8 protein-coding genes are annotated in these 12,603 nt (G+C 43.7%); 5 read left to right on the top strand and 3 right to left on the bottom strand.

From position 1 onward, the window contains the following. From RCH62_RS07655 to hutG, 5 genes are all read left to right on the top strand, one after another. The coding region (locus RCH62_RS07655; protein WP_306474958.1) for a formate--tetrahydrofolate ligase at positions 1-814 on the top strand (814 nt) is incomplete at its 5' end. A 15-nt stretch (positions 815-829) separates the two neighbouring features. Next, positions 830-1,408 (top strand): HutD family protein, encoded by a 579-nt coding sequence (locus RCH62_RS07650; protein ID WP_129270067.1) that lies wholly within the window; start codon positions 830-832, stop codon positions 1,406-1,408. A 20-nt stretch (positions 1,409-1,428) separates the two neighbouring features. After that, a complete protein-coding gene (locus tag RCH62_RS07645) occupies positions 1,429-2,757 on the top strand; it encodes an APC family permease (protein ID WP_306474957.1) in 1,329 nt (442 codons plus the stop codon). A 228-nt stretch (positions 2,758-2,985) separates the two neighbouring features. Then, complete coding sequence (hutH, locus tag RCH62_RS07640) at positions 2,986-4,527, top strand: histidine ammonia-lyase (protein WP_306474956.1); 1,542 nt, start codon at positions 2,986-2,988, stop codon at positions 4,525-4,527. An 87-nt stretch (positions 4,528-4,614) separates the two neighbouring features. Continuing rightward, a complete protein-coding gene (gene hutG, locus RCH62_RS07635; RefSeq protein ID WP_048716377.1) occupies positions 4,615-5,601 on the top strand; it encodes a formimidoylglutamase in 987 nt (328 codons plus the stop codon). Between the two features lie 102 nt (positions 5,602-5,703). On the opposite strand, the gene RCH62_RS07630 is transcribed toward hutG, so the two are convergent. The 3 genes from RCH62_RS07630 to metE form a co-directional block, all read right to left on the bottom strand. Next, positions 5,704-8,640 carry an AAA family ATPase gene (locus RCH62_RS07630; protein ID WP_123159533.1) on the bottom strand — a complete coding sequence of 979 codons (2,937 nt, stop codon included), beginning with the start codon at positions 8,638-8,640 and terminating at the stop codon, positions 5,704-5,706. A 132-nt stretch (positions 8,641-8,772) separates the two neighbouring features. Then, on the bottom strand, positions 8,773-9,648 hold the full coding sequence (metF, locus tag RCH62_RS07625) for a methylenetetrahydrofolate reductase [NAD(P)H] (RefSeq protein WP_048716370.1): 876 nt from the start codon (positions 9,646-9,648) through the stop codon (positions 8,773-8,775). A gap of 71 nt (positions 9,649-9,719) precedes the next feature. Then, the gene (gene metE, locus RCH62_RS07620) at positions 9,720-11,969 is read right to left on the bottom strand and encodes a 5-methyltetrahydropteroyltriglutamate--homocysteine S-methyltransferase (protein WP_306474955.1); all 2,250 of its coding nucleotides are present in this window, start codon (positions 11,967-11,969) and stop codon (positions 9,720-9,722) included. Positions 11,970-12,603 lie beyond the last annotated feature (634 nt).

Here is a 12,603-nt window from a genome sequence, read left to right as displayed (position 1 = left end):
ACTAGCCCTCAAATATGCAGACTATGTCGTGACAGAAGCTGGTTTTGGAGCAGACCTCGGTGCTGAAAAATTCATCGACATCAAATGCCGCATGGCCGGACTCAAACCTGCTGCCGTTGTCCTCGTCGCGACCATCCGTGCTCTCAAGATGCATGGTGGTGTCGCCAAAGCGGACTTGGCTACTGAAAATGTCCAAGCCGTGATCGATGGTCTGCCAAACCTGGACAAACACTTGGCCAACATCCAAGAAGTCTACGGTCTACCTGTGGTCGTTGCCATCAACAAATTCCCGCTGGATACAGAGGCTGAGCTAGAAGCTGTCTATGAATCTTGTAAGAAACGCAATGTAGACGTGGTCATCTCTGATGTCTGGGCACATGGTGGAGCTGGCGGCCGTGACCTAGCTGAAAAAGTCATTCAACTAGCTCAAGAAGAAAACCACTTCTCTTATGTTTATGACCAAGAAGACAGCATTGAAACAAAATTGACCAAGATCGTCACAAAAGTCTATGGTGGTAAAGGCATCAGCATAACACCCGCGGCCAAACGCGAACTAAAAGAATTGGAAGCACTTGGTTTCTCCAACTACCCAATCTGTATGGCCAAAACGCAATATTCCTTCTCGGATGATGCCAAGAAGATCGGAGCACCGAAAGATTTCACTGTCAAAATCAGCAACCTTAAGGTGGCAGCAGGAGCTGGCTTTATCGTTGCGCTCACAGGAACGATCATGACCATGCCTGGCCTACCAAAAGTTCCAGCCAGTGAAAAGATTGATATCGACGCCCAAGGCAATATTACTGGTCTCTTTTAAGAAAGAGGAGGTCCTATGGTGACTATCCTTCATCTCACCCCCGCAGATTATCAGATTTCTACTTGGTCTGGTGGTCAAACCACCCAACTCTTCCTCTCTCCAAAAGAGGGAAGTTATCCAGATCGGACCTTTGACTTTCGCCTCTCTACTGCAACGGTGGAGGTTGAAAAAAGTGATTTTACTGATCTCACTGGCTACCACCGAATCTTGATGCCTCTGACTTCATCGATTACACTCACCCATCAACATAAAGAAGTTGTTTTGAAGCCATTTCAAAGCTACTTCTTTGACGGGGGAGATCCCGTATCTAGCCAAGGGACCTGTCAAGATTTTAATCTAATCTATAAACCTTCTTATCAGGGGCATATGAGTGCTATATCCCCAAAAGAAAGTGTCACGAGCCAGAGTCGCTATCAATTGATCTATGCTCTCTGTCCACTAACACTTGAATGGAAAAAGGGACAACTTTACTCCCTCAAAACTCACGAGCTCCTGTTTATCGAACAAGCATCTCCTCTTCAAGAGATGACAATTACGTTTTCACCCCTTCAGTCTGGGAAGCAACCGATTGCTATCTGGACTGCGCTAAGATAATGTTTTAAAGGAGAGACATTATGAACGGAGCACATAAACAGTCGATTGAGGAACAAGAAAAAGCGAAATTCAGCTTTAGCGGTGCCACTCTATACGGTATCAATGCCGTGATTGGGTCTGGTATCTTCCTCTTGCCCAAAAAGATATATTCTGGCCTCGGACCAGCTTCCCTGGCCGTCATGTTTGGAGTAGCTATTCTTGTCATGCTACTATCAGCCTGTCTGGCTGAAACGGCTGGCTACTTTGATAAAAACGGTGGAGCCATGCAATACTCAAAAGCAGCTTTCGGAGACTTTGTCGGCTTTAACGTCGGGATCCTCGGATGGGCCGTTACCGTTATCGCTTGGGCTGCTATGCTAGCTGGTTTTGCTAAGATCTTCATCATTACCTTCCCAGCATTCGAAGGCTACAACCTACAGATTAGTATCGTTATGTTGGTTCTCTTGAGTCTTATGAACATCGCCGGTCTGAAAACATCGAAAATGTTCACACTGACAGCTACTGTTGCAAAATTAATCCCAATTGTCCTCTTCTCACTCTTCGCCATCTTCTTTATTCCTGGTGGAGTAAGCAAGGGCAACTTCACACCTTTCCTTCAATTGGAAAGTGGATCAAATCTCTTTAGTGCTATTTCTAGTACCGCTGTTTACATCTTCTATGGATTTATCGGATTCGAAACCATGTCCATCGTTGCAGGGGAAATGCGTAACCCTGAAAAGAACGTTCCTCGTGCTATCTTGGGATCCATCAGTATCGTCTCAGTTCTCTACATGTTGATCATCGCTGGAACAATCGCTATGCTTGGTGGAGGCATTATGGGAACCGAGGCACCAGTACAAGACGCATTTGTTAAAATGATTGGCCCTATCGGTGCCCCTCTTGTCTCCTATGGTGCTCTCATTTCAATCGCCGGTCTCAACATCGGTGAATCCATTATGGTTCCTCGTTTCGGTGCTGCCCTAGCAGACGAAAAACTCTTGCCAGCAGAACTTGGAAAAACAAACTCCAAGAATGCTCCTATCATTGCCATTATCATTTCCGGTTTCTTTGCATTCTTACTCTTGTTATCTGGATCTTTCGAATCCTTAGCAACTTTCAGTGTTGTTTTCCGTTTCTTCCAATATATTCCGACTGCTTTGGCAGCGCTCAAACTCAGAAAAATGTACCCAGAGAAAAAGGTTACCTTCCGAGTGCCATTCGGTCCAGTTATCCCAATTTTGGCTGTTGTCATCAGTATCTTGATGATTGCAGGGGATAATCTAATGAACTTTGTATGGGGAGCTATCGGTCTAGTAATCGCTAGTGGACTTTACTTTGTTTTCCACGGTGACAAACTAGCTAAAAAATAAAACAGTCCTCACCAATTCTATTTACACATTAGATGGGAACTTAGGAGGAGCAAAGCATTCCTTTGCTCCCTAGCCCATCTAAGAAGCCACGAATATCAAACCTGAGCTCTTTTCTCTAAGACTTCTTTCAATCCTTCTAAGAATCATAGACAATGGGCTCACGTTTGGTATTCAAACCGAAGTAAACAAATCTACTTCTACAGAACAATTCATAATCGGAGGTTTTATATGACTCAATTGATTCATTTAGATGGTAACAGCTTAACACTGGAAGAGGTCATCGCCGTCGCTCGGCACGGTGCCCAATGTGAGTTAGACGAAGCAGCCAAAGAAGCTGTTATCGCATCTCGTAAAATTGTTGATGATATCGTCCGTGAAAAACGTGTTGTCTATGGTGTGACCACTGGATTTGGCTCTCTCTGTAATGTCAGCATTTCTCCAGAAGATACTGTCCAACTGCAAGAAAACTTGATTCGTACCCACGCATCTGGTTTTGGTGATCCACTTCCAGAAGATGCCGTTCGTGCTATCATGCTCATCCGGATCAACTCGCTCTTAAAAGGCTATTCTGGCATTCGTCTGTCAACTGTTGAAAAACTATTAGAATTGCTTAACAAAGGAGTGACTCCTTATATTCCAGAAAAAGGATCACTCGGAGCTTCCGGAGACCTTGCCCCCCTTTCTCATATGGTGCTCCCAATGTTGGGACTTGGACACGCCTACTACAAAGGTCAACTCTTGAGCGGTCAAGAAGCTCTCGACCAAGCTGGTATTGAAAAGATCCAATTGGCTGCCAAAGAAGGGCTTGCTTTGATCAATGGTACGACTGTCCTAACCGGTATCGGCGCTCTTGCGACTTATGATGGTATCCAATTGCTCAAACTGTCTGACATTGCCGGTGCTCTTTCAATGGAAGTCCACAATGGTATTACCAGCCCATTTGAAGAAGACCTTCATACTATCCGTCCTCAAAGTGGACAATTGGCAACCGCTCGTAATATCCGTAACCTCCTTGAAGGAAGCAAAAACACAACTGTTGCGACCCAACAACGGGTACAAGATCCTTATACACTCCGTTGTATTCCTCAAATCCATGGAGCCAGCAAAGACTCTATTGCTTATGTAAAAACAAAAGTTGAAATCGAAATCAACTCTGTGACAGATAACCCAATCATCACCAAGGAAGGACACGTCATCTCCGGAGGTAACTTCCACGGTGAACCAATGGCACAACCATTTGACTTCTTGGGTATTGCCCTTTCTGAGATCGGAAACGTATCTGAACGTCGGGTGGAACGCTTGGTCAACAGCCAGCTTAGTAAATTGCCATCCTTCTTGGTCAAACACCCTGGCCTCAACTCAGGCTTCATGATTACGCAGTATGCTTGTGCTTCTCTTGCATCTGAAAACAAAATCTTGTCTCACCCAGCCAGCGTTGACTCTATCCCATCTTGTGAAAACCAAGAAGACTTCGTCAGCATGGGAACTACAGCAGCTCGTAAAGCAGCAGAAATCCTTAAGAATTCACGCCGCATCGTTGCTACTGAAATTATGGCAGCCTGCCAAGCCTTGGATCTCAAACCAGAAAATCATGAACTTGGTAAAGGTACAAAACCTGCCTATGACCTGATTCGCAACAAGGTTTCCTTCATTGAATTTGACAAAGACATCGAAATCTTTGAAGAACTTAATAAAGCATCTGCTGTTGTCGAAAGTGAAGAATTCTTAGCAACCATCGAAAAAGCAGTTGACTTAAGCATTCAATACTGATACAGTAAGGATACAGCAGAAAAAGGCTGAGAAAATTTCTCAGCCTTTCCAATTCTAGCCAAATACCAACAAACGGAGGCATGTAACGTGCTTAGAGATTATTACCCAACGACTTACAGTTATTACCAAGGCAGTATTGAAGACAATCCTTATACAGCCAAATGGGGAATGCTGACGAAGTTTTTGGATTTGAATGATGAAACCTTGACTCCTTTTGAAGAAGTCACCTTTGGAATCCTTGGTTTTAAAAGCGATAAAGGAGTCTATATCAATAACGGTCGCGTCGGTGCTGTCGAAAGTCCTAATGCTATTCGCACCCAGCTCGCCAAACTTCCTTGGCACTGGGGCACCAACGTCACAGTTTTTGATGTCGGAAATATCGATGGCCCCAATCGTTCTCTTGAAGATTTGCAAGAGAGCCTCTCTCTAACTGTCAAACGGATGTTGGAGCTAAATATTCAACCAATCGTCCTCGGTGGAGGGCACGAAACGGCTTATGGTCACTACCTGGGCCTCAAATCCTCCTTGCAACCAGATGAACAATTGGCTGTCATAAACCTAGATGCTCACTTTGACCTGCGTCCTTACGACCAAACTGGTCCCAACTCTGGAACAGGATTTCGCCAAATGGCAGACCACGCAAAAGAAGAGAGCAAAGATTTCCCTTACTTGATTTTGGGCATCCAGGAACACAGCAACAACCTGTTCCTATTCAACTATGTGGCAAAAACACCAAGCATTGATTTCTTAACAGGACAAGATCTCTTCCGGATGAGCCACCAGGCCATTCTTGATCGGATTGATCAATTCTTAGAAAAACAGACAGCGGTCTACCTCTCTATCGATATGGACTGCTTTGCCGTTGGTTCTGCCCCTGGCGTCAGTGCCATCCAGTCACTTGGTGTGGATCCAAAACTAGCCCTAATGTTGCTCCAACACATTGCTGCTAGCGGCAAACTGATTGGATTTGATATTGTGGAAGTTTCCCCTCCTCATGATATTGACAACCACACCTCCAACCTGGCTGCAACCTTTATCTTTTACTTGACCCAAATCTTGTCCCAACAAAAATAAGATGCAAAACCTCTCTAACATACAAAAGGCTTATCAACATCCATCCCTTGGGTGTTGATAAGCCTTTTTTTATTCTTCCTTCGTGACACTTGATGAGCTATACTAGAGGACTTTTAATCTCTTGAGGAAGGGACGGTCTCTATACGGAGTCAGATGTTGCTCTGCCAGTTTCTTGTAGTAGCCCTTATCTTCTTTCAAGAAAGAGCTCAAAGCAGGAACCAGTTGCTCTCCTTGTTCCTTCTGGGCCGCCAAGAAGGCTAAGAGATAACAAACCATCCCCTTGTCTCGCGCATTCGTCGTTTGCTTCATGGTTCCTTCTTTACGAGCCAGATAAGTTGCCACCTTCTCTTGCTCGCCAAAATGACAGGCGATTAAGGATTGATAAAATTCGAGCAATTCTTCCTTCCAAGGGAAGCGAACGCCGGACAAAACCTTTTGAGCCCTGTCAAAATAGAAGCGGGCTTGGACCAAATCTCCCTTCCAATAGTAGGCAATCCCAAGATCAATTTCAAACACCACTCGGACTGAATCAACAGATTGATCTCCCACCAAGCGTAGGACCTCTTCCAAATGGGTGACAGCTACTTGAAAATGCCCTCTCACTTGCTCTATTTCAGCCAGGTAGGCTAAAGATGCTGCAATTTGAATGGCATACTTGGCCTGCATGCTATTGGTCAGACTAAAGCAATCAATGGAGCGATAGAGGTGGCGGGTTGCCTGCTCCTCATCCCCTACCATCAAATGGTACAAACCCTTCAAACGTAACTGAATCGCAATCGCTTCATGGTTGTTGGCCTGAATCGCATCTTCTAAAGCCAAATCTGTGTAATAGGCCATTTCAGAAATATTTTCTGTTTGAATGCAATAATAAATGATTTGCCGGTACCCTTCTAAAAGAAAGTCGAGCCGTTTGAGTTCCCGCGCATAGGAGATGACCTTTTGAATATCATGAATCCCCTTTTGGTACTCACCACTTCGAATGAAGTAGCGCCCCTCTAAATACAAGTAGCGCAGTTGCAAATACTTGTAGTCTCTATCTTTTTGGTGTCGTGAAAAAAGCTGATCCAGTTCTCGACGAAGACGAGAGAGTTCCCCAAAAATATCCAAATGGCTATTTTCACCATCTGATACTCCCCCTTCTTCTCCCTTGGAGTATATTGGGAATAGTTCATGTTCTAGCTGGAGGATTTCTTCCAAGTAGGTTAGCTCAAAGGATAGGGAACACAAGAGATTTTGGGACTGCTTGTATTGGTAAGCTATTTCCTTATAGAAGAGCAGGTCTGTCGAATCTTCTAAGGTTTCTTCCAGTTTTTGCGCGATTTGTTGATGGAAGAGACGCCGTCTGGCTGGTGACAGGAGTTGGTAGAAATACATGGCTACCAATTGCTTGCAAAATTGGACTAAGAGATCCTCCCCCTCCTCCACTATTGAGATGATTCCTCTTTGAGCTAAAGGATCTAATAATGCAGTTAAAACAGAAAGATCTGTAGCTGTCAAATCGGCCAAGATAGACATGGATATCGGCTTATGAAAACAAGACAAATAATGAAGAAGGGACTCCTCTTCACTGCTCAAGTCACCCAGCTCTTGAGACAGATAGGCTTGAATAATATCAGGTAAGGGCTCTAAACTTTCCTTCTCTTTCCACTCTTCTATATAGCTGGACAACAAGAAGGGACTACCTTCACTCCACTCCATCATTTGCTCGATCAGGGCTGGTTCTATCTGCCCCAGTTGCCCTTGTAAGAGTGATCGACTTTCACTCGGATCAAAATTGGTCAACTCTAGCTGGGACAACCGTCTCTCGACTTTTAAACTCCCAAAGAAGGTGACCAAGAATTCCGGCAAAGGCCCCTCAGCTGTAACAATCAGTTGCCATCTTTCCCCGCTACTTTTCTCCTCCAATTGCTTTACTTTATTGAATGAGGCCGCATCCATCCACTGAGCATTTTCAAGCAGAATCAGGAGAGGTTTTTCTTGGCTGAGTCTTTGAAGGTGCTTCCGGACAGCAGGGAGATTGTCCGCTTTTCCTAGAGGAGGAGCTTCCAAGCCCCCACTCACTTTCTCTAGGGAAGCTTTGAGGTCGTCCCAGATCCCTCCTTCTTCTTGGCGACTGCCGACTTTGCCTTCCAGCTTGACAAAGCTAAAACTACGATTGGACAGCAAGACCAATTGACGCAATAAACGTTTTTTGCCTGTTCCAGATTGCCCCATGACCAAGAGAGGGCCAACCGCTTCCCCCTTCTCTACTAAGGATAGGTATTCTTCCAGTTGGGACAGTTCTTGTTTGCGACCAAAGAAAGGGAGTTCTCGGACATTCACACGATTGCTCTGTTTATGGGTTCGCTTAGCTTCCAAAACAGAATGATACAGTTCTTCTATCACTCGACTAGGACGAACATTCAGCTCACGATCCAATAAATCCACCAGCTTGTAATAGGTCTCAAAAAATTTCCCCAGCTGGTGATGAACTCTATAATACTCCATCAAGAGCTGGTAGTTCTTTTCTTCAAATTCATCCAGCTCTACTAAATGGTGGAGTAAGGACTCTATACCAGGGTCTCCCAGCCCCTCTTTGTCAATCTTTTGATAACAGCTTTCAATATAGAGTTGCTTATAAGCGCTCCGTTTACGGGAAGCCCACTGGTCAAAGTCCTCATCATCCTTGACGTAGAAGCCTTCCAGAAAATCTCCCTGATAAAGATGTAAATTGCTTATCGGATCCCTTTCAAAAAGCTGGACATCCAAAGAAAGATTCAGCTCAGAATTAAGGGCCAAGCTACTCCTACTTGGAGAAACAATGACATCTCCTTCAAAGATTTTATTAGCTTGGTAAACAGTATTCCGTAGATTTTTCCGAGCGACTTGGTTTTCCTTGTCCCCCCAGAGAATGCCCGCAATTTCATCACGGTTGACCTCACCCGATACAGCTAAGTAATAAAATAAAGCCTCCATCTTCGAGAAGGAAAAACGGATGTCTTTCTGTTGGAAAACAACCTTAGGGGGTCCAAATAACTTCAACGTGAGTTCTCTCTTCATTGCAAGCGCCTCCAAAATCTTCATATTAATACTATAAAAAAAAAGTTGTCTTTTAGCAAGCGATTGGCCCAAGTAAAAAAGAGACTGAGAAAAATTTTTCTCAATCTCTACAATTCCTGCTTAGACTGTTGATTAAATCACTTCCAAATTTGGTTGGTGTTCAAATAAGGCTTTTGTTGCATGGTGGACATGATAGGCTACATCTTCATTGTTCATGGTGTAGAGATGGACACCGGCAACATCTTGTGTGACCAAATCAACGATTTGATCCACCGCATAGGCTAAACCAGCCGCACGAAGAGATTTTGGATCATGTTCATACTTATCCAGAATGGCTTTGAACTTCCGTGGGATATGAACATTTTCACAAGTCTTCAACAAGCGAAGGGCCTGGTTTCTGTTAAGAATTGGCATCACCCCTGCATGAATGGGAACATCAATTCCCGCCAAGGTACACTTATCTTGAAAATCGTAGAAACGCTCATTGTCAAAGAAAAGCTGAGTCACTAGGCTCGAACATCCAGCATCCACTTTCTTTTTCAGATTTTGAATATCTGAAATTTGGTTTGGCGAATCTGGGTGACCTTCTGGGTAACAAGCACCGATCACATCAAAGTGAGGAGCTTCTGTTTTAATAAATTCAATCAAGTCCGTTGCATAACGAAAGTCTTTTAAAGGCTCAATACCAGGAATAATATCACCACGAAGGGCCAAAATCCGATGAACCCCTACTTGATCTAATTCATGAAGGGTATCTGCTACTTTTTCCTTGCTTAGATAGATGGCAGGTAAGTGGGCAATGGTCGGAATAGACAATTCATTCTGAATATGATTGGCTAAAGCAACCGTCGTCTCTTTGATATTGTATTTATTATTGCTAGCTGTCACACTGATAAAGTGTGGAGCTAATTCCTGCATATTTTCCAAGGCACGTAAGAGCTTGGCATTGCCTACTTCAGGATTTGGAGGGAAAACCTCAAAGGAGAGCGACGGTGTTTGCTTAGTCATCAAATGTATTCCTTTCTTGATTGAGCAATTCTTTTTTTGCTATCGAGCAAGCTTAGGAATTTCTACTTGCTTTATAGCGCTTTACGAGCAGCTTTTGCCGCTTCTACAAGACGGATCAAGCTTTCTTTTGTTTCTTTAATTCCACGTGTTTTCAAACCACAGTCAGGGTTGATCCAAACTTTTCTGCTTGGTACTTTGGCAAGGATAGCTTCGATAGTGTGATCGATTTCGCCTTCGTTAGGCACACGAGGTGAGTGGATATCGTAAACCCCAGGTCCAACTTCTGTTTGGAAGTTTTTCGCTTTGAGTTCGTCCAAGATTTCAAGGTTTGAACGGCTTGCCTCAAATGAGATGACGTCTGCATCCATGTTGTCGATGGCTGGGATAATATCTGTAAATTCTGAGTAACACATGTGCGTGTGGATTTGTGTGTCTGGTGCTACTGTTGAATGTACCAAACGGAAGGCTGGAATAGCCCAGTCAAGGTAGTCTTCATACCAGTCACTACGACGGAGTGGCAATTTTTCACGAAGAGCAGCCTCGTCGATTTGGATGATTTTCACACCTGCAGCTTCAAGATCAAGAACTTCATCTTTGATTGCAAGAGCGATTTGAAGAGTTGAATCCTTGATAGAGATGTCTTCACGTGGGAATGACCAGTTAAGAATTGTAACAGGTCCAGTCAACATCCCTTTAACAGGTTTGTTAGTACGGCTTTGTGCGTAGCTAGACCATTTGACAGTGATAGGGTTGAGACGAGTTACATCACCCCAGATGATTGGTGGTTTCACCCCACGCATACCGTATGATTGTACCCAACCATTCTTAGAGAAGAGGTAACCTGACAAGTTTTGACCGAAGTACTCAACCATGTCATTCCGCTCGAATTCACCGTGTACAAGTACGTCAAATCCAACTTCTTCTTGCCATTTGATCCATTCGTCAATGGTTTCAGCAAGGAAGGCATCGTATTCTTCTTGTGACAATTCACCCTTACGGAAGGCCAAACGTTTCGCACGAACTTCTTTCGTTTGAGGGAAGGATCCGATGGTTGTTGTTGGAAGAGCTGGAAGTTTGAAGGCATCTTCTTGGATAGCTTCACGTTCAGCAAAAGCTGGCAAACGAGTGTAGTCTGCGTCTGTCAATCCAGCGATACGCGCACGAAGTTCTGCATTTGCTCCGACACGTTCTGTCGCAAAGAGTTCTTTGTTTGCTGCAAGAGCTTCTTCACCTTGACCATTGCGGATAGCATCCAAGTCACGAAGTTCTTCCAATTTTTCAACAGCAAAGGCAAAGTGATTCAAGATAGCTGGTTCAAAGTCTTCATTGGCAGTTGTAAATGGCACATGAAGCAGTGAGCATGAGCTAGTCAAAACGATGTTTTCAGCTGGTACTTGTTTCAAGATTTCCAAGCTTGCTTCGTAGTTGTTGCGCCAGATGTTCTTACCATTGACAATCCCTGCATAAAGAGTCTTGTCAGCTGGGAAGCCACCTTTAACGAGTTCAAGAGTTTTCTTCCCTTCAACGAAGTCCAAACCAATCGCATCTACTGGCAAATTCACAAGGTCAGCGTAGATGTCACGTACATCACCAAAGTAAGTTTGGATCAGAACCTCAAGACCTTTCTTGTCAGCCAAGAGCTTGTTGTAGAGGTTCAAGAAGAGCGCTTTTTCTTCAGCTGATAAATCTTTAACAAGAGCAGCTTCATCCAATTGAATACGAGTTGCACCAAGCTCAGCCAATTTAGCAAAAACATCTTGGTAAGCAGCCACTAAGCTATCAACGAAGTCTTCTGCCTTCACGCCTTCTTCGAAGTCTGATAATTGAAGGAAAGTGAATGGTCCAACCACAACTGGACGAGTGTCAAGACCCAAGTCTTTCGCTTCTTGGTACTCATCAAAAATCTTGTGACCAGCCAATTTGACTTCTGTTGTTTTTTCAAATTTTGGAACGATATAGTGGTAGTTAGTGTTGAACCATTTCTTCATTGGAAGAGCACGCACATCCCCTTTTTCTCCCTGGTAACCACGCGCCAAGGCGAAGTAGCGTTCAAGGTCAGACAAGTCCAAGTTTTGAACCGATGCAGGAACCACGTTGAAAAGGAAAGCAGCATCGAGGAAGTTGTCATAATGAGAAAAGTCATTTGATGGGATTTCAGTGATCCCTTTTTCTTTGACAATGTTCCAGTGTTTGGCACGCAATTCTTTTGCAGCGTCCAACAAATCTTCAGCTGTAATTTCGTTTCTAAAATATTTCTCAGTTGTAAATTTTAGTTCGCGGAATTCACCCAAACGAGGGAATCCGATGATTGTAGTTGACATGTTTTGTCCTCCAAAAATTCAAGTTGAGTCTATCTTATCAGAAGAAGCCCCTTCTGTATAATTGCTTTTCAATGGTTTATGGTATAGCCAGAAGCTATAACCTTATAGATCAAGGGTTTCCGCCTCTTGCCATTGACCAGAACTAATAGTCCTTATAAAAAATAACTATAAGGCTTCTACCAGACAGACTGAGCCTCCTCCCATTGGACAGACCTCGTCCCCTCTAAAACAAAAAAAGAAGCTATCCGCTTCTTTTAGAATGTAGATAAACATTTCTTTACATAAAATAGCTAATTTATTTTTCAAAAAAATTGGTTTCTTTTTTAGTCATTCAAGCAGATTTAAAACTTTCCGCTGTGAGAAAAGTGCCTAAAACAATTACGTTTTAGGCACTCGGGAGTTTTGGGAGTAAAACAGTTTGGGAAACTGTTTTAGCCTGAGCTTTGAAATTAATAAGCGAAGGGGTTCAAAACAAATTGAACATGGGCTGCGGATTGTGTCAAAAAGATAAGTTCTCCTAGAATCGAAAGATTCTGCGTCAAACTTCCTATTTTGACTTTATCCGCAGACGCCCTTTGCATCTTGATTTAGTCATGGAACTTCCTGGATTGCTGAAATCATCCACTGGATAATT

It is taken from the genome of Streptococcus sp., assembly GCF_030825805.1.
In the GTDB taxonomy this organism is placed as follows: Bacteria; Bacillota; Bacilli; order Lactobacillales; family Streptococcaceae; genus Streptococcus.
The sequence above is the reverse complement of the archived record's forward strand: the minus strand, read 5'-3'. Positions and strand labels throughout refer to the sequence as shown.